Raw genomic sequence first — 24,992 nt, forward strand, 5'->3', positions numbered from 1 at the left:
GGCCTATGAACAAACTATTCAGATCACCTGCGGTCGATTGGCCATTTAAGTTTGCTCAGAAGCTAGAACGAGCGAGAGACGAGCGCTTAAAGTACTTTTACAGCCAGCCTCTTCCTGCGCCTGATACGCCACTTTCAGAAGTGATGTTCTTGGCTGTCGACTTTGAAACGACGGGGTTAAACCCAAACAAAGACGGCATCATTACCATTGGTTTAGTGCCATTTACGCTCAATCGCATCTACTTGCGACAAGCCAAACACTGGACTCTAAGACCAAAACAGAAACTTGAAGAAGAGTCTGTCGTGATTCATGGCATCACTCACAATGACATCATTGATGCGCCAGACCTTAGCGAAGTGTTGGGCGAGATCTTAGAATCAATGGCGGGACATATCCCTGTGGTTCACTATCGTCGTATCGAACGTGACTTTTTGGACAATGCATTGAAAGTGCGACTCGGTGAAGGCATTGAGTTCCCAGTCCTCGACACGCTGGAGATTGAATCTCAGATCCAAAATAAACTGGCTGGCGGCTTGTGGAACAAGCTGAAAGGTAAGAAGCCAGCTTCAGTGAGACTGGGTCAGAGTCGTCGTCGATACCATCTGCCCGACTACACGCCGCATCATGCATTAACTGACGCTATTGCGACCGCTGAGCTACTCCAAGCGCAAATTGCTCATCACTTTGACTCTGAGATGCCTCTGAAGAGTTTCTGGCTCTAGCTGAGTTACGTAAGCTAAATACAAACACAAAGCCCATCAACTTTCCATTGGTGGGCTTTTTCATTTTTATCGTCTGTGTTTAAGCAACGGTTGGCCCGACTAAGCGCATTTCCCATAAGCGTTTAAACATATTATAACGTCACACCGCAGCAGTTCCGCTCTAATGGACGTCGAAAATCGTGATCGCTATTTGTCAGCGTGATTGGCATTATTACTTCCCAACCACAGACAACGTTTGGTAATAAAGACGCTTTTGCTGATACATATTCTCATCAGCGACTGAGAACAATTGCTCAACGTCTGTTGAATTACTAGAGGCTGCACCAATCGAGAATCTGACAGGAATAGAGATACCCGCTTTAGTCTCGATTGCCTGTTGCTCCTGAGCAATGTACAACTGCTCAGTCATCTTTGCGACATTGAGCGAACTCGACTCACCAGACGTTAAGGTAAGCACCGCAAATTCATCTCCACCCAAACGGTATAGATTACTGGCAGGTGTCAATTCGTGGCTGATTACGTCTACGCAGCGCTGTATCAGCTCATCCCCGATCTCATGCCCATGAACATCATTGGTCGTTTTCAAGCCATTGATATCAATAATGATCAAAGAAATCTGATTTTGATTGTCGTTAATGCTGCGTTTACTGAATTCGAGATCTTCATTAAAAGCTTTACGATTCAAACAGCCAGTCGGCATGTTAATCCGTGTAATATTTTCGAGCTCTAGCCAACCAGCTAACTGTTTTTGGTACATGTCAAAAATCAGAAGATCTTCTTCACTGAGGACATCAAATGAACTTGAACAAAAATACCCGATCGCCGTCCCCTGTGAGTCACAGAGTATCAGGTCAGCCTCGCCAGTCCGGTTAAAATGAAACTGAATCGAATGTTGAACAAGTAATGTCTTTAACTCTTGATCGACCATTTGAGGAATCAACCGATATTCAGCCGCGTGTCTTGATGATGCAAACTGAACGATCTTCAAAAGACGATGCTTCTGGGATTCTTCACGCGCGAGCGAATACGTTAACTTGCTGGTTTTCTCTTCAACTAAGTCCTCTAGCAGAACATTAAATCTTTCGAGTTTATCGTTACTTTCGGTAAGCTCACGGACTTGATATTGTATGCGACCCCACAAGGTTTCCAATAAACGACTCAGCGTGACGAACTCTGTAAAACGATGTTCATCCACACTATGAGTCGGTGACTGGTTATGCGAATACGACGTAACAGATTCAGCCAACAAGTTTAACTGCCCTGAGAACCAGCGGCTTAGGAACAGAGCAAACACAATCGAGATGGCAAGCGTCGCCACCAATATTCTGACAAAGACCACCTGAGCTTGTTGCATCTCTAATAAACGCTCACTGTCGGAAATATGATGTTTGACGTTCAGTACCAATTTGTCGGTAAAGAATGTGCTGTCGATAGAGATAATGTTCGTACTTTGTTCAGAAGATTGAGCATCCGTTGAATCAATATAGTTAAACTCAACCGACTCATTTTGATAAAGGAAAGGCGTCACTTTAGTCTTAAGTCTGTCATACCCCATAAGAACCACAAGATAACCCTGCGGCGTGTATGTAGAACCTTCTATCAAACGATAAGGTAAAATCGGCGCGACAAAAGCGATACCTGCAGCGGCATTATCCGCCACTTCAGTTTCGGTAAACTCGGTGTGGAACAATTTCCCTTGCCCATAAACCGATTGAGGACGCTTCAAGCTTTCTAATAACTGGCTCTGCTCAAAATGGTACAAGCTGCCTTTGCTGTCATAAATGGGCTTCCAGTTTTGGTCCAGAATATAAGTCGCGGACACACTCTCCGCTAGCGCATTGAAGCTATCCATCTTGTCCCAAACAACACTCGAGAAAAAGATATTACCACCCGCTTTAATCAATGATCGGTCATGCGAATACCATTGAGTTAGGCTCGCCGTCAGCTTAATTTGCTCTTGTACGGTTTGACGAATACCGGTCGTAGAGTTGTCCAGCTTGGTTTCTTTTTGCTCTAAAGAACTTTGGTTTTGTTTATTGAGAATCAACTGTCCCGCTAGGTAAACAGGAAGCATTGAGCAAGCCAGCAACACCAAGCCCATGGTGTATTTTAATGATAGCTTCAATCTCTTACCCTCATATTCGCCGAGTAATATTGAACAAAATCATTGTAAAATTTATGCAGTTCACTCTTTGGCATCCCTGACTTGTAACGCTGATACGCCCGAGCCGATGCCTCCCAAACGATCGCCATCTTGTAGTCACTCGACATCATTTGCGATGCTTGAAACTCATCGTACATATTTGAAAGTGTCTGGTTACCTTCCTCAACACGGCGTTGATTAACCTCATAAAACGGCGAAACCATGGCACTCGAGTGAGCTAAAGAGGTGAAACTGTTTGATTGCAGGTATTGAACGACTTCTTTCAAAGCCAATTTCTTATCTGGGTTTTGCATGCCTTTTTCCGTGACAGCAAAAACCTTTGCGCCACTAAATGAAGACATACTTTCACCACGATAGGTCGGCAACGAATTGATGTACAAATCTCGACCAAAGGCGGCATCGAGTTCGCTGAACGCCCAATCACCGTCAATCAAAAACTCGACTTCCCCATTGATGAACCTCTGCCTCGCGCAAATATCGCTGCACGATGATTCGATGACTTTTTTCTGCTGCAACATGTCGATGAAATCAAAGATAGCAACTAACCCTTCACCATTAACATTCTTCGACGATAATAAGTCTTCAGAAAAAAGCTGATAGAAAGCTAGATAGAAGTACATGTTTGGATTGGGAAAAAGCACGCTCACTTGATCGGACTGAGCAGAGCGTTCAATTAGGCTCTCCCATGTCACGACTTGCGCTTGAGGCTTGCTCGAATACAGAACGACTTGGTTTCCAATACCAACCGGTAACGCCTTAAGCTCACCGTTGATGACCACTGCATCGAGCGCTTTTTTCTCATAGCGTTGGGTATCGACCCAAGCATCAGGAAGCGTCGCTAAATCGATATATTCAGTTAGACCTAAGAAGTCAGAAGGAACCCAGATGGCGTCGGGAAAGGTATTGTCTCTAGGATCAGCAACAAGCAGTTCAGAACGAATACTGTTGACGTCAAACGAACGAATTTCTACACGATGATCAGTCGTCGCTTCGATATGTTCTTTTACATAATCGGCCGTTTCATAATTAATACCAGCCCATATTTCAAGTGTGGACGAACAAGCAACGGCCGGAAATAGCATCGCAAATAGACTCAATAACCTCACACTTGGTTCCTTGTGGTAAAAATTAGACGTTGGATTTTAATCGCCCATCAATAAACCGGGCGATGCGGCTTATCGCTCACTGCTCATGATTAGAGACCTAGCTTTGGGCGACACGTTATATAGTAAAAAGTGCCTAAATAACAGTTGATACTCTCGCTTTAAGAGAAAGGTCTGCTCATTCTGATACATCCGTCATATCTCTGGATGACTGTTCTTACAATAAATCAACATACCATACCCTTTATTATTAACGACAAAAAAAATGCCGCAAAAGCGGCATCTATCTCGTTCGGTGCATTCGACACAATAAAAATCAAATAAGCAATTTATCAGTCAAAGCCCTATCATCGATTAAGCGTATTTCTCTTCGAAATCTTTCATGAAGCTAACCAGCGCTTGAACGCCTTCCAGAGACATTGCGTTGTAAAGTGAAGCTCTCATTCCACCTACTGCTCTATGGCCTTTCAGTGATTTCAGACCTGCAGCATCAGCCAATTCTAGGAACTTGCCATCTAACTCAGGTTTCGCCAGTTGGAACGGCACGTTCATTCTAGAACGGTTTGCAGTGTGAACATCGTTTTTGTAGAAAGCTGAGCTATCGATTGCATCGTAAAGCAGCGCTGCTTTCTCTTTGTTCACCAACTCCATCGCTTCAACGCCACCTTGAGCTTTCAGCCACTTGAACACAAGGCCTGATAGGTACCAAGCGTAGGTTGGTGGTGTGTTGAACATTGAGTCTTTTTCAGCAAGTACTTTGTAGTTCAGAATACTCGGCAACACGTCGTTTGCGAGTTCGAGTAGATCATCACGTACGATTGCAATGCAGATACCCGCAGGGCCGATATTCTTTTGCGCGCCCGCGTAGATAACACCGTACTGAGACACATCAATCTTACGAGACAGAATGTTAGATGACATATCCGCTACGATTGGCTTATCCGTTTGAGGAAGCTCGCTGATTTCAATACCATCGATGGTTTCATTCGGACAGAAATGTACATACGCAGCTTCCGGGTCAATTTTCCAATCTTTAGCTGGAACAACCGCTGCTTTACCATCAATTGACGTCTTCGCGTTGAATACATCGATTTCGCAATATTTGCTCGCTTCAGTCACTGCACTTTCTGCCCAGTAACCCGCATCAATGTAAGTCGCTTTCGTCGCATCACCTAAAAGGTTTAGAGGAACAGCAGCGAATTGAGCACGAGCGCCCCCCTGACAGAAAAGAACTTTGTAGTTGTCTGGGATGTTCAGAAGATCACGTAGGTCCTGTTCGGACTCGTCAGCAACTTGAATAAATTCCTTGCTGCGATGGCTGATTTCCATCACGGAAGTCCCTAAACCATTCCAATCAATAAAGTCCGCTTGCGCTTGTTTCATTACCGGTTTAGGCAGTGCAGCTGGGCCAGCACTGAAGTTGAATACGTTATCTAATGTAAGTTCCATGGGGATGATTGCTCCTGCTAAATAATAACTATGCAAGTAATACCATGTTTTACCCAACATAAAAACAACAAAAGAGGTCTTAAGACCTCTTTTGTTTTGTACCGTATAAAATGTTTAAGCTTAACCTGCTAAATCACCCTATCAGTATTCACGCCTGCTCTGTTTATTGAACCAAAACCGGCATAAGTAGAGCGATTAATGGAATTTCTTGTCCATTTTCGAACACTAGGTTTCCATTTTCTAAGTCAGCGCTGATTTCATAACCACTGTCTGTTTCCTTGATCATTTCCATCACAAGCAATTCATCGATACCTTCACGGATGAATGGATACTCTTTAACAAGTTCATTTGAGAAGCTAGAGTGAACGTTGCCCGTTAATGCAGGCATGATCATCGAAGGGTTGCTGCTGATGTTTTCGGTCCCTTCCGGCACGCTCACCAACCACTTAGATTCGAACTGTCCCTTACCTAACTCTAACGACATGTTGTTCATTGAAAGGTCGAAACCTTTAGCAAACAGGATATCGATAAATGGAATGATCTCTGCAACGTCTTCTTGCGTCATCACAGGATTAGATTGGTAAATCTCAAAGATTTTCTCAAACGACTCGCTATCCAACTTCGACATTTCAAAATCGACGTTTAGGTTGTTCAACTGGCCTTCACTGGTCTCGATGTTTGCGATATCCAGCCTGAGGTTGCTGCGCAGACGCTTAGTTGCTTCATCTAGATGTGATTCAAAATCGTACTTAGAATTTTCAATGGTCATGAAAGGCTGCATTGCAGAATCTGAAACCAAGAAGCTATCGATAGTAAAATTCTGAGTACCTAACCAGTAGCCTTTCGCTTGTTGGCCTGAACCCACACCTTTCAGATTAGACAGCGTTACCTCTTCACCGGTTTCAAAGTCAATTTGAACTGAAGGGATTGAAAGCTCGTAATCAACTTGGCCTAAAACAGTCGCATGGCCAGAAATATTCGATTTAGTGATCGAGACCGAAGTCCCATTCTCATCAGAACCTTGGTGATTGAACTGGCTTAACTCAAAGTTAAAGTCAGTGTTGCCGTTTAGCTCAGTACTAGTGGTCAGAGTTAAAGGCAGAATATCGGTATTCTCAAACGTCGACAGTGCATTTAGACTCACCAAACCATGGCTAACCTCACTATTTATGACAAACTCACTCGGCAACCCATCAATCGCAAGTTGCTCTTTCAGGTTTTCATCCGTCACAGTTAAACGAGTGGTTACGTTGGAAGACAAGTAACCTCTATCGTATTCCACGATCTCAGCTTGAATGCTTGAATTGTTAAGCTTTGCAACGCCATCGGTAATCGCATTTTGTCCAATTTGCCCAACCGCTAGCGGCCAACAAAGTGCCAGTGAGATTGCTCCGCCAATAGCACCAATTTTTCTTAACTGTTCCATGAGTTCTCTTTCTACACGTGTCTATTTTTTTTAGTCTAACCCATCAGTAGCAAACAAGAAACATTGAGTTAAATCAGCCTATTGCTCGATACTTCGATTGCCTCAATAAATTAACGGCTAGCTCTCATCCTTATTCGGCGGTTCTTGCTAGGCTAAAGACGTCGCTACTATTAAGGTTGAGCTGTGAATCAATACGCTGTTATCTGTTTGGACAATAATCCGGTTAGCATTGAAAGAATACGTTCGGAGCTGGCTCCGTTGGCTTCTGTATTCGATATTTATACTGCCGAGAACATAGAAGACGCACATCACGCATTAGAAGATATTCATGATCACAACCAAACCGTTGCCTTGGTGATCACTCATCATCATTCTGAATTTAATGGCGTGCAATTCCTGATTGAACTTCAACAGCTGCCCCATAGTAATACCGCAAGAACGATATTAGTCAGCGCTTCGTCAGACATTCAATCCATTTTAACCGCTGTGAATGAAGGTAGGCTCAACCACTGTTTAACCAAACCGGTTCAAGATCAGGTTCTGTTCAAATCAGCGCAAAAAGAGCTGACCTCTTTTGTTATCCAATACGACTCAGAAAACCTGCTCTCTTACAGCGATGCATTGGATCAACAACGCTTACTCAGAGCGCACATTGAGCAAAAGATTCACTCTTTCCAATCGGGTTTCATTCACGATTACCACCAGCTTTCGGATAATGCCCTTGCAGAACGCGTCGTCAGTGCTCTGCAGGATGTCTTCTCAAAAGATGACAAAACTAAGGCCATTCGTGACTATTCCCCCGAGCATCTACTCACTGTGGAAGGCGAAGACAATCGCTTTTTATGGCTGATCATTGAGGGTGAAGCAGCTCTTTATAAGAAAGATGAACTTGGGCAACAGCGGGAAGTGGTACGTCACTCCAAAGGGAACATTGTTGGCGGGATGTCATTTGTAACAGGCGAGCCTTCGTTTTCTACGGCGATCACCCTAACGCAGACTCGCGTTATCAAACTGGATAAAGATAGCTTTGCTCAGGTGATGCATTCAAACAATACCCTGCTGCCTTTATTTACCAATCTATTGCTCCGTCATTTTAATCGACGTTTGCAACGCAGCATCACCAATAAGATCAAACTGCAGCAGACACTAGAATCATTAGAGTCTGCACATCAACAACTGATCGAGAAAGAGAAAATGGCGATGCTCGGGCAGCTAGTCGCGGGAGTCGCACATGAGCTGAATAACCCGATTGCTGCCATATTAAGAAGCATCGAAACTCTGTCAGACCATCTCGACCAAATATTGGCAAACCTATCCGTTCCAGAGTCCAATAAAGGGACTGACGTACTGACACATTCAAAGTTAGCTAAGCCGCTATCAACAGCCCAAGAAAGACAGCTCGTAAAGCATCTTACGTCGACGATTAATGACCGTGCTTTAGCAAAAAAAGCCGTGAGACTAAACCTAAGCCAAGACTCTACGGTTCTAAACACATTAAAGGCGTCCCCTGTCGCAGGCAAAGAGCTGCTCAATGACTTAGAGCATTACCATTATGTTGGAAACTCTATCCGCTCAATTCAAGTGTGCAGCAAGCGTATTGCCGATATGGTCAAAAGCTTAAAAAGCTATGCTAGAGAAGATGAAGAAGTTCGCCACTACACAGATATCCACGAAGGGCTTGAAGATACCTTAGTGATCTTCGAAAACAGGCTTAAACACCACCAACTCGAAAAGCATTACGATACCGACTTACCGCCTTTATTGTGCCAGTCGCTCTCGCTGCAACAAGTGTGGACCAACCTTATCTCCAATGCGCTCGATGCCCTATCTGAACGAGGAAAAGTGACCATCACCACTTCTCAACAGACAAAAGGCGACGACGCGTTTCTTGTGGTGCAAATCTCCGATACTGGCCACGGCATTGCCAAAGAAGACATCAACACCATTTTCAACCCAAACTTCACGACTAAAAAAGAAGGCAACTTTGGTTTAGGGATTGGGTTATCCATTTCTCAACAAATCGTTTCGGCTCATCAAGGGTTTATTTTGGTGGAGTCAGAGGTAGGCAGCCATACAAACATGCAAGTGTGGCTTCCATTCAAACAAGAAGGAGCACCTCATGAATAAGTACCTAATTTTATGTGTCGATGATGAACCTGAAGTTCTCAATAGTGTCCTTCAGGACTTGGCGATATTTGAAGAGAACTTTCTGGTTGAAGGTGCAGAGTCGGTCGATGAAGCCAAGCAAGTAATCAAAGAAATGGGACAAGATGGTATTAAGCTCGCGTTAATCTTATGCGACCACATCATGCCAGAAGAAACCGGCATTGATTTTCTGATCGAACTCAACCAACACGACGCTACTAAACCAACGCGTAAGCTGTTGCTCACCGGGCAAGCTGGGCTAGAAGATACCGTCACAGCCATTAACAACGCAGCACTTGATTTCTATATTTCAAAACCTTGGCAAGGCGACCAACTGAGAGACACGATTACTCAACAATTGACTGACTATGTCATTGCCAACGACAAGCAATTGCTAAACTGGACTTCCATCTTAGATACCGAGCGCATACTGACTTCAATGGCGGATAAACGCACCAGTTTTGGTGAATAGCACTGATTGGTTAATGGATACTGAGAATAGCGTCATCCGATATAAAAACCTTCCGAATGTATACAAATTTTGGATAATTCGCTCGTCTATTTTTCTCATTCGCCCTAAACATGAGATCTCCGTTACATACTGATCCTTAATTTGCTTGTTTTTTAACTAAATGAGTAAGGTTTTACATTTTAAAGGATTACTTTTCCGTGAGTTAGATTAAACTGTCTCAATGTTTATGGTTTGCCGATTTGTCTCAAACCAAAGGAATTAACACTAATATAGGTTTACGGTCGTTATGCGCAAAATTCTACTTACTACCGCTATGCTATTGGCTTCTGGTCAAGCACTAGCTGTTGATGAACAACCACAGGTAATGAGCAACTTTAACTATGATTACTTTGAAGCACGTATCGGTGCTAGCCCAGTAACATTTGGTGGTGCGTTCAGTAAGTCCATTCACCCGAACGCTCACGCTATAGCACGTATCGATTCAGAATTTGAAAGCGATTACGACTCAGCTGTAGGTCTTGGTTTCCACGCTCCATTAAACAACTGGGCAGACCTAACAGGTGAAATGCTAGCTCGTATCGTTCAACCTGAGAACTCAAGCTCTACTGATATCGGTATGGAAATCAACATTGGTGTTCGCCAATGGCTTGGTCCACAACTAGAAGTTGGTGGTAAAGGTGGTTACGTTTCTATCGATGACAACGATGATTGGACAGGTTCTGTTTACGCGCGTTTCCACTCTACAGAGCTTTTCTCTCTAGGCGCTGAAGCTCGTATTAACGACTTCTACGGTGACCAACTTATGTTCACTGCTCGCTTCAAGTACTAATACTTAAAGCCAAGCTAGCTCTTAACGAGCACTTAGCCTTTTGATACTTAGTCTTTTAAGAAATCCGACTAAGACAGAAACAAAAAAACCGAGGACATTCCTCGGTTTTTTTTATTGACAGTAATCTTAAGCATATAAGGCAAACTTCTTTAGTGGCAGCTCTTCAGTAATTGCTGCTTGCGTGGCTCTTGTAATAGTTTCCAGTGAATACCATCAATTGCACCCGCAAATTTCCAAAGTAGTTTTAGGTCAACATCGTTTCCGTACGCTTCGCGAACCTTATTAAACACTTCAGGTGCGCCCAACTGCATAAACATTGAAACATCATCCACACCCGCCTTTTTAACCATGCGCTCTAACGTAAGCTGCATGTTTGGTAGATCTCTTAATCTACGGCTAGCTGATGACTTCTTGAAGCTACGCTGCTGAATTGAATTATCGATTGAAGTACGAATAATACTATCCAATTCAGGATGTTCACAGGTAAACAGATCCGTAATGTCGTAATAGTTTACGGTTGCTGTTGTCTGCTTCTTTACATGACGATACTTTTCACAATCAAGATCGGTCAGTTTTTTATCTAATGATTTTCCACCTCTAATGAATAAACAACCTTCACTCAATAAAGCGAACATAGCGTCATTTTGAAAGAGGCCAATACCTCCGAACATAGAACGTTTTTGATGCTCACCAAATTGATTCACGTAATTAATAAATGCTGTCTCGGTCATATCCGTTGATCCTTAATCAAATTACCCCGATTAGGTTGATCACCAGACAAGCAGCTTGTTATGCGAAAATTTTAAATCTATTTTGTTATTCTATAGGTGAATATTATGGTTTCGTTTTTCACCTTTAAATAAATCATACTTCGAAAAGAAAAATAAGTCTGGACTTAGTTCACATCAATCAATTGAGTATTCCGGTTTTTCATGATTGACTTCACAGTAAACTATCAAACCATGCTTGAATTTGGACACCTAGTGATACACCGGTTCAAATTATTAAAGGTTATGTAGACGGGTGAGTATTGCCTCGCAGCATCGTGGCTTGTAAAATGGCAGGACAGACCTGTTTTTACTTTTTATATGAATCATTTATCGTTTTTCTGGCTACCTCAAAATAAGGCTCTTCTCTTAAAGGGTCTAGAATCAGAGTTTGCCCAACTTGTTGGACATTCTATCTCAGCGGGAAAAATAACACTTCCTCCTATCCCTAACGTTGTACTGAAGATTCAATCGCTTTGTACCCTTGAATCAACTGGGATTGCTGACGTTGCCGAGTGCTTACTCGAAGACCCAGGCCTCGCTGCTATTGTCATTCGTGTGGCTAACTCTGTCGTCTTTAACCGACGTAATATTACTTGTGTTGATATTATGACGGCGGTGTCGCGCCTTGGCATATTAAGAGTACGTGACATCGTGACGGCTCAGGCTATTGAGCAACTCAAACACTCAGTCAACCTCAGTAAAGAATGTAATAAGGTATTGGTTCAGAGCGCTTCTGTATCAAAAGAGCTGGGCGCTACTATGGTGCTTGTTACCAACAGCTTCAAAGAGCTCTCCCCTACTGAATACCGTTACCTTGAGCATGAAAAATCGCTGCTTGTTGGATTACTGGCTGATATTGGTTTGTTCTGTTTGGTTAGCGAATACCACCTCTACCTCGAAAATGGCAATTACCTAGATCACGACATCGCTCTACAAATCTTCCAAGACCAATGTTCTGCTACCAGTAAATTGGTGCTTAACCGTTGGGGCTTCGACAGCGACTTTATTGATGTGTGCAGCAATACCATCAATAACCACGAACAGCGTGAAGTCTCTTACTTAGATATCGCTCGAATCGCTAACCACCTGCTGATGTTCAGAAACAAGGATGAGAACATCGATGATCACGAAGTTGAACTTAACGTGACAGGTGCAGAGGTGCTTTATAAATTAAGCAACTTGAGCAAGCATGATTTTAATGCAAAGCTAAGCGACGTGATCAATACTAGCGGCTTCTAAGTCACTGTTAAATTACAAGTAAGTGTAATATGAAGTAAATGCAATGGGGAAAGCATGTTTACAGGGATGATCTTTATATTTGCGCCACTCGTCGTGGGGTATCTTTTTGCAATTTCGAACGCTCAGACATTAGAATTTATCAACCGCTCAACATCGCGGTTGATCTACGTGATTCTGGCGTTAATGGGACTAAGCTTAGCCGCCCTCGATAACCTAGGCAGTAACCTGCAGACAATCCTTCTATATACCGTCACTTTCTTTGTCTGCTTAAGCGTATGTAACCTAATGGCACTGCCCGCTATTGATAAGTTATTGCCACTCAAAACCGACAGTAGCAAGAAGAAGCTTCCCCTCTCTTCTATGGCGATGGAATCTGCAAAACTCATCTTAGTGGTAGGTTCAGGGCTAATCGCTGGCTTAGTGCTGCCTATTGGCCTTGATTGGGTTGATACCGCAAGCGAATGGATTCTGTTTGTTCTTCTATTCTTTATCGGCATTCAGCTGCGTAATAGCGGACTCACACTTCGTCAGATCTTACTCAACAAGCACGGTATGGTTATCGCAATCACCATTATCATCACCTCAATGTTAGGTGGTGTAATCGCGGCTTACATCCTAGATATCCCTCTGTTCAAAGCCTTGGCAATGTCTTCTGGATTTGGTTGGTACTCTCTGGCTGGTATCTTAATGGGTGACGCCTTTGGTCCTGTCTATGGTGGCGCTTCTTTCATGCTTGAGCTGTTAAGAGAGTTAGTTGCCTTGGTACTGATTCCAGTGCTAATTCGCAGCTACCCATGCACTTCCATTGGTTATGCTGGTGCGACTGCGATGGACTTCACCTTACCGGTCATTCAAACAACAGGCGGCGTTAGATGTGTGCCTATCGCTATCGTCAGTGGCTTTATCCTCAGCTTGCTTGTTCCGATATTGATGTTGTTCTTTGTATCTCTTGCTAACTAGATCGCAGGAATAGCGTTTGTTTTAGATTAGAATGCAACTCGAATACCAATGCCTAAGACACCGATACAGTTACCGAAATAAAAAGACACTAAGTGTCATTGCTCAACAAATAACGATCACGGTAACCTGTAACGACAAAGTTATAAAAAGAATAAACTTACAAAAGGAACCACTATGAAACGCCTTTGCGTCGCATTACTGCTAGCTTCAACTTCTACTTTCTCTTTTGCAGCAGATTCAATGTCTGAGACAAACCAGTGCCAAGCAAAAAAATATGATGCGTACATCGACGCTTCTTTGAATTGGTATGCCGACCTTGCTGCATTAACCTCTGAGCAATATCCAGAGCTAACAGAAGTGAGTGAGTGGTTCCTAGAAGGTCGTAAGCACCACTTTGAGCTTAACCGTGCTGCGGTTCACTACTACTTAGTAAACGACTCAAGCAAAGTGGCAACAGAGCAACCTGTAGAAGGTTGGTTGCAACTTGAGCAACACGACATTAAAACGCTATCAACACGTGATGATGAGCTTGGTAAAATCGCGAAAACAACATTCGATGACCGCCAATCAACGCCTCACGCTCAAAACTACGAACTACGTTCTGCCTTTGCAGAGCTGCTTAGTCACCCTAAGCAAATCGACTCAGCGCTGCAGCGTTACAACCAGTCGATCAGTAAACTTGAAGCGATTAAGTGTAAATAACCCCGCATTTAATATGCTTTTTCGAGAAGTTGGATTTCATAATTAAGACGGGACATTGTTCCCGTTTTCGTTTAGATTGTCCCGCTCGCGTCAATATTAGAAAAATAACTCGCTTGCTATGGTTACGGAACAAAAAACAGCAGATGTTAGCTTCGACAGTCTTCTACGTATCTTCACGGTACCTGAAGGCCCAGATTCAACACTCACTCAAATTGAAGACAAACTTTCACGAAACCTGAATCAATTCTTACGTGAACATATTGTGGCTGAAGAAAAGCCGCTACGTGAAATTGAGAAAGATTTTTCAAATGCTCATATCCCAGAGCAGCCTGAGTTTGTTTCTGAACATACTGAGCATCTCCTCGATTCTCTTGTGTCTCATTCGGTTCACACGTCTTCGCCAAGTTTTATTGGCCATATGACCTCTGCGTTGCCGTACTTCCTGATGCCGCTTTCAAAAATCATGATTGCGTTGAATCAGAATCTAGTAAAAATCGAGACCTCAAAAGCTTTCACTCCCCTAGAACGTCAAGTTCTGGGCATGTTACATCGCCTGATTTATCAAGATAGTGACCAGTTTTATTCTCGTTGGATGCACAGCGCAAACCACTCTTTAGGTGCGTTTTGTTCTGGCGGTACCATCGCGAACATTACAGCGCTCTGGGTTGCACGTAACAACGCACTAAAAGCGCAAGGTTCGTTCAAAGGTGTAGAAAAAGAAGGCCTGTTTAAAGCCATGAAGCACTACGACTACGAAGGCCTTGCCATCTTAGTCTCTGAACGTGGCCACTACTCTCTGAAAAAAGCCGCGGATGTCCTTGGTATTGGTCAAGAAGGTCTAGTGTCTGTTAAAACAGATAACGACAACCGTATTTGTACTGATGATCTAAGACTCAAGATTGAGCAACTCAAGCAGAACAAGATCAAACCTTTCGCCGTCATTGGTGTGGCTGGTACAACCGAAACCGGTAATATCGACCCGCTAAGAGACATTGCTGAGGTGTGTGCCGAATCCGATTGTCATTTCCACGTTGATGCTGCTTGGGGCGGTGCGACTCTAATGTCTAACAATCATCGTCATCTGCTTGATGGTATTGAACTCGCGGATTCAGTCACGATTGATGCGCATAAACAGCTTTATATCCCTATGGGTGCGGGCATGGTTCTGTTTAAGAAGCCAGATGCGATGACTGCGATTGAACATCATGCTCAATACATTCTTCGTAAGGGCTCAAAAGATTTAGGCAGCCATACGTTAGAAGGTTCTCGTTCAGGCATGGCAATGCTGGTTTACGCCGCAATGCACATCATTAGCCGCCCAGGTTATGAACTGCTGATAGACCAAAGCATTAACAAAGCACGCTACTTTGCCGACCTAATTAAAGTTCAGAGCGACTTCGAGCTGGTTTCAGAACCTGAGCTTTGCCTACTGACTTATCGCTATGTCCCTGAGTCAGTCAAAGCGGCACTGCTTAAAGCTGAGCCTGAACATCGTGTCGAACTGAATGAGTTGCTCAATGAGCTGACTAAGTTTATTCAGAAGAAGCAGCGTGAAACAGGTAAGTCTTTCGTGTCACGTACACGCTTAAACCCTGAAGCATGGGTACATCAGCCAATCATCGTTTTCCGCGTGGTATTAGCAAACCCACTAACAGGCAATGACATTCTTTCGTCAGTGCTTGAAGAACAGCGTGAGATCTCTAAACTAGCACCAAACTTGATGGGCAAAATCAACAAACTGGTTACGCAAATCAACGCATAGTCATTCAATTTTAGTTGCATCAAATTGAAAATTTCTTTCTTTTTGATGTAACTAAGCTGTCAGTTCATACCCATTTTGCATTCTTTTTGCTCAAACTCTCTTCCAATTCTGTAGTTTTCTAAAATTTTGTTGAGGTTTGTCATATTCTTAAGCATTCATGCCCTGTTTTTGTATTAGTAAATAGTATGTTGGGTTTATACTGACTCTATGGTGCTAGTTAGCTTGATATCTATTTGACGCAGCAGTATTTACGATACCAAATATACATTTGGCTTTGTGTTTACTGATATTTGCTTCAGCCATACCCCCTGGTAAAAGATATTAACTAGCAAGTTGTTCTCTATACCCTTGTGAACACTATGAATACATTAGAAAAAATACAAAAAAACCTGGAAAATTTCAGCAAGTCTGAGCGCAAGGTAGCCGAAGTAATTATGGCTTCCCCTCAAACTGCAATTCATTCTAGCATTGCTACCTTAGCTAAAATGGCTGACGTGAGTGAGCCTACAGTTAACCGCTTCTGTCGTCGATTAGACACAAAGGGCTTCCCTGACTTCAAACTTCACCTAGCTCAAAGCTTGGCAAACGGTACACCTTACGTGAACCGTAATGTTGAAGAAGATGATGGTCCAGATGCTTATACGCATAAGATTTTCGAATCAACTATGGCTTGTCTAGACGTTGCTAAAAACAGTCTAGACGCGATGCAAGTAAACCGTGCTGTTGACTTGCTGACTCAAGCAAAACGCATTTCGTTCTTCGGACTGGGTGCCTCTTCTGCTGTCGCCAAAGATGCTCAAAACAAGTTTATTCGTTTTAATATCCCAATCACATGTTTCGAAGACATCGTGATGCAACGAATGAGCTGCATTAACTGCAGTGATAACGACGTTATTGTTCTTATCTCTCATACTGGCCGCACTAAAAGCCAAGTTGAGATTGCAAACTTAGCGCGTGAAAACGGTGCGACAGTTATTGCTATCACAGCAAAAGATTCTCCACTGGATAAAGCGAGCTCGTTGTCTATTTCTCTGGATGTTCCAGAAGACACTGACGTTTACATGCCAATGGCAAGTCGCGTTGTTCAGATGACGGTTATCGATGTGCTAGCGACAGGCTTTACGCTACGTCGTGGTTCTGGTTTCAGAGAGAACCTAAAGCGCGTCAAAGAGTCACTTCGTGATTCACGTTACGAGAAGTACTCTCAGTTCTAATCTGCTTAGTCATGAACTGAAAACAGATGACCAGAGAACAAGTTGAATTAAAAAAACGGAGCCTAGAGCTCCGTTTTTATTTGTCTGTATAAAATGACTTATACAACGAACAAGTTTAAGACCGTTAGATAGTCCAACTATTGCCCTTCTCAACCACGCTGTTTTCGGACGCATAAGAATTGATAATGGTAAAGCTCGACTCGACAGCTGGCTCTTGCCCAATTTGATTCATTGAAGCTCCCTCATGATGCCCTTCTCTACAACTGCACTTCTCGCATACTTGCTTCAAAATATGCACGAGCCTCTCTTGGTTAAGCGGCAAAGGGTTTCCTTTAATCGCCACTGATTTGAGCGCGTCGGCAGACACCTCATCAAACTGGGCTTCACAGACACCAAATTCCAACAAGTTGGGTAACTTAAGCGTATCAAGCACTTCCGATAACCAAGAAATTGCCTCCTCTTCTATTGCTTCTACGTTACCTGTTACTATCTGAGCGATTCGCTGATAACGCGCTAGGATGTCGCTTCTTTGCTGCTCTTTTGCAACGGCTATGTTCTCCAACATCACAAACGGCGCTAAACGCGCGGTAATCACACTATGAGGCGCAGAAATCTTACCTCCTAGTGCGGAGGCTAAACCATGGGCTGCGCCAAGCTTGGCATTAGTTATCGCCATACCACCGAGCATAGAAGCGAAAGCAAGATCAGAACGCGCTTGAGGCTCATCATAAACACACGCTTTAACCACAGAACCACTCAACTTACGCAGCCCTTCTTCACAAATCATATCGGTTAACGGATTCGGTTCACCACACACGTAGGCTTCCATTAGATGAGTAAAGGCATCCATCGCACCTCGCCCAGATAGATATAGATTGGTTCCATGAGTTAGGGTTGGGTCGACAATCGCAACGTCGGCCAGCATGTCTGGGCTTCTCAGGCTGATTTTTACTTGGTCTTGGCCTGATTTCAGCACCGCGTTTTTAGTGACCTCGGCGCCGGTACTCGCTGTGGTTGGAATTGCGATAAACGGAAGTGGTTTGGTTTTAAGAGGAACATTACGCCCGACCACTTCAACATAGTCATATAAATTGCCTTGATTAGGTAAAACCGCAGCCAACGCTTTGCCCATATCGATGGCGCTACCGCCCCCCATGGCGACAACCATATCTGGCTTAAATCGACGAGCAGAAATAGCCGCCTCTTCAACCATTTTGATATTAGGTTCACCGGAAACGGCAATGTGCTGATAACGCATACTCTGCGCATCAAGATAGTCAGTAACAATTGAAGTGCGCTCTAATGTATTGCCTGTAACCAATAGCACGCTGTAGCCATATTGATTAAAGAGAGACAATGAAGCGGAAAGTGCTCCATCACCAAAGATGATCTTTGTAGATGTCATAAATTGAAACATGGTGCCTCCTGCGCCTATGACCGAACAAAACTGCGAACTCTTGGTTATTGGAATTTAGCCTTTATATAGTGCATCAGTATTAAGATGCCTCGTTCTGTATGCGCTTTTTTTGACGAGGTGCAACTTGTCGCATTAAAGATGGATTAATGTCGTATTCTTAGGGGTAATTCACACTCTTAAATTAAGGGTAATCAATCTGAATACCCATCAGAAATCAGCATGGATCCTTTTTGTGACCATTATTTGCTCTGATAGACAAAACCTATTGTATTAAGAGGTAATTCCATCTTTATTTCCCCATGGCATTGAGGCATAGTTGGTTTTATGAAATTTTGAGTGGCATTCACTAAAGAATAGTTAACATAATCGAGTTAACGAGCCTCATCCCGTATTTAGGAGAAATTAAATGTTTGTAGTTATTTTTGGTCGCCCTGCTTGCCCATTCTGTGTTCGTGCAAAAGAGCATGCTGAAACTCTTAAAGCTAAACGCGATGACTTCAACTACCGTTACGTTGACATCCACGCTGAAGGTATCAGCAAAGCTGATCTAGAGAAGACTGTTGGTAAACCTGTCGATACAGTTCCACAAATCTTCATCGACCAAGACCACATCGGCGGCTGCACAGAATTTGAAGCATACGCAAAAGAAAACCTAGGTCTTTTCGACTAAGCTAGGATTTCTCAAACGAGAATCAGGGCTAAAGCCTTAAACAGCTGACCCATTTAGGCGTTAGACTGTACGATTTATAGAAAGCCCGCTCACTGTAGCGGGCTTTTTTATGACCAGTTTTCATACGGAATAAGAATAAGGTCAAAATCAAGTAAATTAACAAAATATTGCTTATAATTTATTTATATTTAGATACAATTCACCTCTCAAACTTACCCTGTGTTCCACGCCAATTATTGAGCGACCACCGTGAATATCGACGTTGTTTTTCTGTTAGAACAAAACCCCATTCTCCTCATCTTTGTTGTTTTATCGATTGGATTAGCCATTGGTAAAATTCGTTTCGGTAGCCTCCAACTTGGTAATTCAATCGGTGTTTTGATTACTTCCCTTATCATGGGACATCTTGGCTTTTCTTTTAACGCAGATGCGCTCACCATTGGTTTCATGCTGTTCATCTACTGTGTTGGCATTGAAGCTGGACCAAACTTCTTCGGTATCTTCTTCAGAGACGGTAAGCACTACCTCATTCTGAGCCTTGTGGTACTTTCTACCGCAATTGCCCTAACCTATTTCAGTAGTCATTACCTTGGCCTAGGCTTTGGTTTATCTGCAGGCATGATGGCAGGTGCCTTAACAGCAACGCCGATATTGGTAGGTGCTCAAGATGCTCTGAATTCTGGGCTTGCAGAATTACCAAGAAACATGGACTTGAGCCTGATTATCGAAAACCTTTCAGTCGGTTACGCGATGGCTTACTTGGTTGGCTTAATCAGTATGATTATGTTTGCTCGCTTGATTCCAAAACTTCAAAAAGTGAACCTACACGACTCGGCAGAGCAAATCGCCCAAGAACGTGGGTTAGGCGCTTCAGGTCAGCGTAAGGTTTACTTGCCCATTATTCGTGCTTATCGAGTGGGACCAGAGCTCATCTCTTGGACTGACGGTAAGAATCTGCGTGAACTGGGCATCTATCGCCAAACAGGCTGTTACATCGAGCGTATTCGACGTAATGGTATTCTTGCCCATCCAGATGGTGATGCAATTCTGCAAGAAGGCGATGAGATCGCATTGGTTGGTTTCCCAGATAGCCACGCTCGTCTAGACCCAAGCTTCCGTAACGGTAAAGAAGTTTTCGACCGTAACCTTCTCGATCTGCGTATCGTGGAAGAAGAGATCGTCGTTAAGAGTGACAGTATCGCAGGTAAGCGCCTATCAGACTTGAACCTGTCTGAATACGGCTGTTTCCTTAACCGCGTAGTACGTGCTCAGATTGAAATGCCGATGGACTTAAACATCGTGCTTTCTAAAGGTGACGTCCTACAGGTGAGTGGTGAAAAGAGTCGAGTGCACGGCCTAGCTGAGAAAATTGGTTTCATCTCAATCCACAGCCAAATGGCGGATTTGATGGCCTTCTGTAGCTTCTTCATTTTGGGTATTTTGTTTGGTTTGATCACCATGACATTCGGTCAGGTATCGTTTGGGCTAGGTAACGCGGTTGGCCTGCTTCTATCGGGCATCATGCTTGGTTTCCTACGAGCGAACCACCCTACTTTCGGTTATGTGCCTCAAGGTGCTCTGAACATGGTCAAAGACCTCGGTTTGATGTTCTTTATGGTCGGTATCGGCTTGAGCGCCGGTGGTAAGATATTTGAGCACTTAACCCAAGTTGGCCCACAGGTAATAGGTATTGCCCTAGTAGTGAGTGTGCTGCCAGTATTCTTCGCTTACTTGGTTGGCGCTTACGTATTGAAGATGAACCGAGCTTTGTTGTTCGGTGCAATCATTGGCGCGCGAACTTGCGCTCCAGCGATGGACATCGTAAATGACCACGCTCGCTCAACGATTCCGGCTCTGGGTTATGCGGGTACTTATGCGATAGCCAATATATTGATGACCTTAGCAGGTACTTTCATCATCATAATTAGCTAGCATCTGCTGCATTAAAAGCAGCCAAGCTTAGATATTTCGAATACACTAATTCACTTTGGGTTAGTGCATTTTTTATAACCTGTTTTAAGCGGTTCAAGCCTTCTTCCCCACTCCTGCTCTTAACTCTCTTCATCCCTTATTTCTACTCTTGTCCCCCTTCGAATCGCGGTAGCCGTATCCGCTCTTAAATCTCTTCGCATCCCGCCACTCGAATCCCATATCTGCTCTTAATCTCTTGAACCAAATAGCAGACAAAAAAATAGGCGCTCAATGAGCGCCTATTTCGTTTAGATTCGATAACTTGAATTAGATGTCAGCTACATCAAATTCAACAGCTGGGTTAACGTCAGCTTCGTAATCAACACCTTCAACACCGAAACCAAATAGCTTCAAGAACTCTTCTTTGTACTCTACGTAGTCAGTCAGTTCTTTTAGGTTCTCAGTTGTGATTTGAGGCCATAGGTTACGACAGTGATCTTGAATGTCTTCGCGAAGCTCAAGGTCATCTAGACGTAGACGGTTCACTTCATCCACTTCTGGCGCGCTGCCGTCTTCTTTGTATAGACGTTGGCTGAACATACGGAAGATCTGTTCCATACAACCTTCGTGAATACCTTCTTCACGCATCTTCTTGAACACCATAGCGATGTAAAGAGGCATTACAGGGATTGCAGAACTTGCTTGAGTCACTACAGACTTAAGAACAGCAACGTTTGCAGTACCGCCAGTTTGGCCTAGCTTCTCGTTCAGCGCTGTCGCTGCACGGTCTAGATCCATCTTAGCTTTACCTAGTGCGCCATCCCAGTAGATTGGCCACGTTAGTTCAGTACCGATGTAGCTGTAAGCAACCGTCTTACAACCGTCCGCTAGAACACCAGCTTCAGAAAGAGCATTGATCCAAAGTTCCCAATCTTCACCGCCCATTACAGTAACAGTGTCTTTGATCTCTTCTTCAGTTGCAGGCTCTACGCTTGCTTCGATGATTGTGTCTTTGTTCGTATCAACCGCAGTTGACGTGTACGTTTCACCGATAGGCTTTAGAGATGAACGAATTACTTCGCCAGTCTCTGGCATTTTACGCACTGGAGACGCCAGTGAGTATACAACCATATCGATTTGGCCTAGATCTTCTTTGATCAGGTCAATTGTTTTCTGTTTCGCCTCGTTAGAGAAAGCATCGCCGTTCAGGCTTTTTGAATATAGGCCTTCTTCTTTAGCAAACTTGTCGAACGCTGCTGAGTTGTAGAAACCAGCTGTGCCAGGCTTTTTCTCAGTACCGGCTTTCTCAAAGAAAACACCGATAGTTGAAGCGCCGCCACCAAATGCAGCCGCAATACGTGAAGACAAGCCGTAGCCACTTGAAGAGCCAACAACTAGTACACGTTTAGGTGCGTTTGCGATTGGGCCTTGAGCTTTTGTGTAAGCAATTTGTTCTTTTACATTAGCTTCACAACCGACTGGATGTGTTGTAGTACAGATGAATCCGCGAATTCGAGGTTTGATGATCATATTCAACTTCCTTAAAAAATCAGGTTAAGGATAAAAGTTTCGTACGCAAATGGCATCTAATTTCTGTAAAAATGTGGCGAAAATGCAAGTGGTTGGAGCACTCAGCGAATATTTGCTGACTAAGTCACCATTTGTTAACGCCTCTATTGCAACTTCTACGACAAAAACAAAAAAAGGCACCTAATAAGGTGCCTTTTGTCATTTCTTTATCTAAGCAACGCTATTTAGCTTAGGTTTTAACTCTTTTCGCGTCAAAGTTTCACTGTAATCATGACTGAAGTGGTCAACTTGAATCGCTGCGTAGCGAAGTTTGTCTGCTGCAATGATTTGGTCAACTTCGTCTTGAGTAAGAACATCTGCCGCCAGTGCTTGAGCAAGTTTATCTTGCAATAGACCTTTACGAGCCACTTTGCCCTCTTTCACTGCTTTGAAGATCTTACGTTCGAGAGGCTTGATGCTGTACATCGCATTGAACGCATTCTCCATTAGGCCAACACTATCCTCTTCTTCTTTGCCTATGTAGCAAAGGTGAGTTAGACGTTCACGGTGTGCACCCGGAGTCATCAAGCTTTCTGCCAGTTGTACCGTTAGATTATCACTTGGTTTTTCAAAGTGGTTACCGACAGGGAAAACTAGACCTTTAAGTACTTTACCTACCATCTTGTTCGGGAAGTTTCTGTACGCTTCTTGTAGCGATTTAGCCGCGTTATGGAAACAGTGTTGAACCGCGTAGTGTACGTAGTCTAGGTCAGCTTGTTGACGACCTTCATCTTCATACTTCTTAAGCGCTGCAGACGCCATGTATAGGTAACTTAGACCATCACCTAGACGTGCAGAGATAAGCTCTTTACGTTTCAGTTCGCCACCTAGTGTAAGCATTGCGAAATCCGCACTCACTGCAAGCGCACGGCTCAAGCGAGTTAAGTCTTGGTAGTAAGGCTTCGTTGGACCGCTCATATCCGCTTTAATGAACTTAGAGCCTGTCAATGCCGCACCGACCGCACCAAACGTGTTCTTAGTTGCGTGAGAGATATGCTTGAACAACAAGTTATCGAAATCCTTCGCACCTTGCTTCTCATCTGGGTTTGCTGCCGCTTCCATTTCGCTTAGCACGTATGGGTGACAACGTGTCGCACCTTGACCGAAGATCATCAGGTTGCGAGTTAAGATGTTCGCACCTTCTACTGTGATAGCAACTGGAATACCTAGGTAAGGCGCAGCTAAGTAGTTCATTGGACCATCTTGAATTGCACGACCAGAGTGGATATCCATTGAATCATTCAGGATAGTACGCGCCATTTCTGTCATGTGATATTTCGCGATAGCCGTAACGATACCCGGCTTCTCTTTCATATCGAGTGAAGTAGTTGTTAGTGTACGAGTCGCTTCTAGTAGATACGTTAAGCCACCAATACGACCTAAACTCTCTGCAACTCCTTCAAACTTACCAATCGACATACCGAACTGCTTACGAACATAAGCGTATGCGCCGGTCGTTTTCGCCGTTAGGTGGCCCATCGCCGTGCCAAGTGCGGGTAATGAGATACCACGACCTGCAGACAGACATTCCACCAGCATACGCCAGCCTTTACCTGCGTAATCGGCACCACCGATTAACCATTCCATAGGAATAAATACATCGTGACCGCGTGTTGGACCATTCATAAACGCAAGACCAAGTGGGTCATGACGCTCACCAATCACAACACCTTCGTGGTCAGCCGGGATTAGCGCACAAGTGATGCCAATGTCTTCTTTGTCACCCAGTAGCTTTTCTGGATCGTGAAGTTTGAAAGCCAGACCAAGTACCGTCGCCACTGGTGCTAGTGTAATGTAGCGTTTGTTCCAGTTAAGCTTGATACCTAGCGTCTCTTTACCTTCGTGCATGCCCATGCACACAGTACCGACATCAGGGATACCACCCGCATCAGAACCCGCTTCTGGGCCTGTTAGTGCGAAACATGGGATATCTGTACCGTCAGCAAGACGAGGTAGCCAGTAGTCTTTTTGGTCTTGAGTGCCGTAGTGAGACAGCAGCTCACCAGGACCAAGAGAGTTTGGAACCATTACTGAAACCGCAGTACTGATACTGCGAGTCGCAATCTTAGTTACGATAGTTGAGTTAGCGTGTGCTGAGAATTCACGACCGCCATACTCTTTCGCAATAATTAGCGAAAAGAAACGCTCTTTGCGTAAGAAGTTCCACACCTCTTCAGGAAGGTCTCGATCTTCTTTTACAATTTGGTGGTCATCAAGCATAGCGAGCAAGGTTTCAAGCTCATTATCCATGAACGATTGCTCTTCTGCTGTCAGCTGAGGTTTTGGGTATTGATGCAGCTTAGTGAAATCTGGTTTACCAGAAAACAGCTCTCCGTCCCACCACACGCTACCCGCTTCCATCGCTTCTTTCTCGGTGCTAGATAGTGGTGGTAGTACTTTTTTAAAGAGTTTAAAAGCTGGGTCACTTACCCATTTTTGTCTTAGAGAGCTCATAGTTCAGATCCTTT

19 protein-coding genes are annotated in these 24,992 nt (G+C 43.8%); 11 read left to right on the plus strand and 8 right to left on the minus strand.

The genetic code is table 11. The features are described 5' to 3' along the window. The first annotated feature begins 5 nt into the window (after positions 1-5). On the plus strand, positions 6-722 hold the full coding sequence (locus tag AB4138_RS11795; RefSeq protein WP_372052352.1) for a 3'-5' exonuclease: 717 nt from the start codon (positions 6-8) through the stop codon (positions 720-722). A gap of 211 nt (positions 723-933) precedes the next feature. Here the strand turns inward: AB4138_RS11795 and AB4138_RS11800 are convergent, their stop codons facing one another. From AB4138_RS11800 to AB4138_RS11815, 4 genes are all read right to left on the minus strand, one after another. Then, on the minus strand, positions 934-2,823 hold the full coding sequence (locus AB4138_RS11800) for a GGDEF domain-containing protein (protein WP_372306227.1): 1,890 nt from the start codon (positions 2,821-2,823) through the stop codon (positions 934-936). Between the two features lie 20 nt (positions 2,824-2,843). Next, positions 2,844-3,992: an extracellular solute-binding protein gene (locus AB4138_RS11805; RefSeq protein ID WP_372134020.1), complete on the minus strand. Its 1,149-nt coding sequence runs from the start codon at positions 3,990-3,992 to the stop codon at positions 2,844-2,846. Between the two features lie 351 nt (positions 3,993-4,343). Next, positions 4,344-5,438: a 3-phosphoserine/phosphohydroxythreonine transaminase gene (serC, locus tag AB4138_RS11810; RefSeq protein WP_017065411.1), complete on the minus strand. Its 1,095-nt coding sequence runs from the start codon at positions 5,436-5,438 to the stop codon at positions 4,344-4,346. Positions 5,439-5,601: 163 nt separating this feature from the next. Beyond that, positions 5,602-6,864 carry a DUF945 family protein gene (locus AB4138_RS11815; RefSeq protein ID WP_372306164.1) on the minus strand — a complete coding sequence of 421 codons (1,263 nt, stop codon included), beginning with the start codon at positions 6,862-6,864 and terminating at the stop codon, positions 5,602-5,604. Positions 6,865-7,047: 183 nt separating this feature from the next. Here AB4138_RS11815 and AB4138_RS11820 point away from each other — a divergent pair, with 183 nt between their 5' ends. From AB4138_RS11820 to AB4138_RS11830, 3 genes are all read left to right on the plus strand, one after another. Then, positions 7,048-8,991, plus strand: a complete 1,944-nt coding sequence (locus AB4138_RS11820; protein WP_372306167.1) for an ATP-binding protein — start codon at positions 7,048-7,050, stop codon at positions 8,989-8,991. Then, a complete protein-coding gene (locus AB4138_RS11825; protein ID WP_017065410.1) occupies positions 8,984-9,481 on the plus strand; it encodes a response regulator in 498 nt (165 codons plus the stop codon). The genes AB4138_RS11820 and AB4138_RS11825 overlap by 8 nt, the downstream gene beginning before the upstream one ends. Before the next feature lie 286 nt (positions 9,482-9,767). Continuing rightward, complete coding sequence (locus AB4138_RS11830; protein ID WP_017065409.1) at positions 9,768-10,310, plus strand: hypothetical protein; 543 nt, start codon at positions 9,768-9,770, stop codon at positions 10,308-10,310. A gap of 149 nt (positions 10,311-10,459) precedes the next feature. Here AB4138_RS11830 and AB4138_RS11835 read toward each other — a convergent pair whose 3' ends face one another. Beyond that, positions 10,460-11,041, minus strand: a complete 582-nt coding sequence (locus AB4138_RS11835) for a TfoX/Sxy family DNA transformation protein (RefSeq protein ID WP_017060401.1) — start codon at positions 11,039-11,041, stop codon at positions 10,460-10,462. A gap of 357 nt (positions 11,042-11,398) precedes the next feature. Here AB4138_RS11835 and AB4138_RS11840 point away from each other — a divergent pair, with 357 nt between their 5' ends. From AB4138_RS11840 to AB4138_RS11860, 5 genes are all read left to right on the plus strand, one after another. Then, positions 11,399-12,319: an HDOD domain-containing protein gene (locus AB4138_RS11840; protein ID WP_372306170.1), complete on the plus strand. Its 921-nt coding sequence runs from the start codon at positions 11,399-11,401 to the stop codon at positions 12,317-12,319. 54 nt (positions 12,320-12,373) lie between these two features. After that, positions 12,374-13,279 (plus strand): lysine exporter LysO family protein, encoded by a 906-nt coding sequence (locus AB4138_RS11845; protein WP_017071961.1) that lies wholly within the window; start codon positions 12,374-12,376, stop codon positions 13,277-13,279. A gap of 174 nt (positions 13,280-13,453) precedes the next feature. Continuing rightward, complete coding sequence (locus AB4138_RS11850) at positions 13,454-13,981, plus strand: hypothetical protein (RefSeq protein WP_017066066.1); 528 nt, start codon at positions 13,454-13,456, stop codon at positions 13,979-13,981. 118 nt (positions 13,982-14,099) lie between these two features. Beyond that, positions 14,100-15,743 carry a pyridoxal-dependent aspartate 1-decarboxylase PanP gene (gene panP, locus AB4138_RS11855; RefSeq protein WP_372134023.1) on the plus strand — a complete coding sequence of 548 codons (1,644 nt, stop codon included), beginning with the start codon at positions 14,100-14,102 and terminating at the stop codon, positions 15,741-15,743. A gap of 359 nt (positions 15,744-16,102) precedes the next feature. Further along, entirely contained in the window at positions 16,103-16,957 is an 855-nt protein-coding gene (locus AB4138_RS11860; protein ID WP_004734686.1) for a MurR/RpiR family transcriptional regulator, read from the plus strand. A gap of 124 nt (positions 16,958-17,081) precedes the next feature. On the opposite strand, the gene AB4138_RS11865 is transcribed toward AB4138_RS11860, so the two are convergent. Then, entirely contained in the window at positions 17,082-18,374 is a 1,293-nt protein-coding gene (locus AB4138_RS11865; RefSeq protein WP_017060396.1) for an iron-containing alcohol dehydrogenase, read from the minus strand. A 406-nt stretch (positions 18,375-18,780) separates the two neighbouring features. Between AB4138_RS11865 and AB4138_RS11870 the strand changes: the two genes are divergently transcribed. Together AB4138_RS11870 and AB4138_RS11875 are read left to right on the plus strand one after the other, a co-directional pair. Further along, positions 18,781-19,044: a GrxA family glutaredoxin gene (locus tag AB4138_RS11870; RefSeq protein ID WP_009847069.1), complete on the plus strand. Its 264-nt coding sequence runs from the start codon at positions 18,781-18,783 to the stop codon at positions 19,042-19,044. Positions 19,045-19,293: 249 nt separating this feature from the next. Further along, the gene (locus tag AB4138_RS11875; RefSeq protein ID WP_017060395.1) at positions 19,294-20,976 is read left to right on the plus strand and encodes an aspartate:alanine antiporter; all 1,683 of its coding nucleotides are present in this window, start codon (positions 19,294-19,296) and stop codon (positions 20,974-20,976) included. Positions 20,977-21,282: 306 nt separating this feature from the next. Here AB4138_RS11875 and fabV read toward each other — a convergent pair whose 3' ends face one another. Together fabV and AB4138_RS11885 are read right to left on the minus strand one after the other, a co-directional pair. Further along, positions 21,283-22,485 (minus strand): enoyl-ACP reductase FabV, encoded by a 1,203-nt coding sequence (gene fabV / locus AB4138_RS11880; RefSeq protein WP_017065406.1) that lies wholly within the window; start codon positions 22,483-22,485, stop codon positions 21,283-21,285. Positions 22,486-22,695: 210 nt separating this feature from the next. Then, the gene (locus AB4138_RS11885; protein WP_372134043.1) at positions 22,696-24,978 is read right to left on the minus strand and encodes an acyl-CoA dehydrogenase; all 2,283 of its coding nucleotides are present in this window, start codon (positions 24,976-24,978) and stop codon (positions 22,696-22,698) included. Positions 24,979-24,992: the final 14 nt, after the last annotated feature.

The sequence above is a fragment of the Vibrio sp. 10N.286.52.C3 genome (assembly GCF_041468865.1).
Lineage (GTDB): Bacteria > Pseudomonadota > Gammaproteobacteria > Enterobacterales > Vibrionaceae > Vibrio > Vibrio crassostreae_C.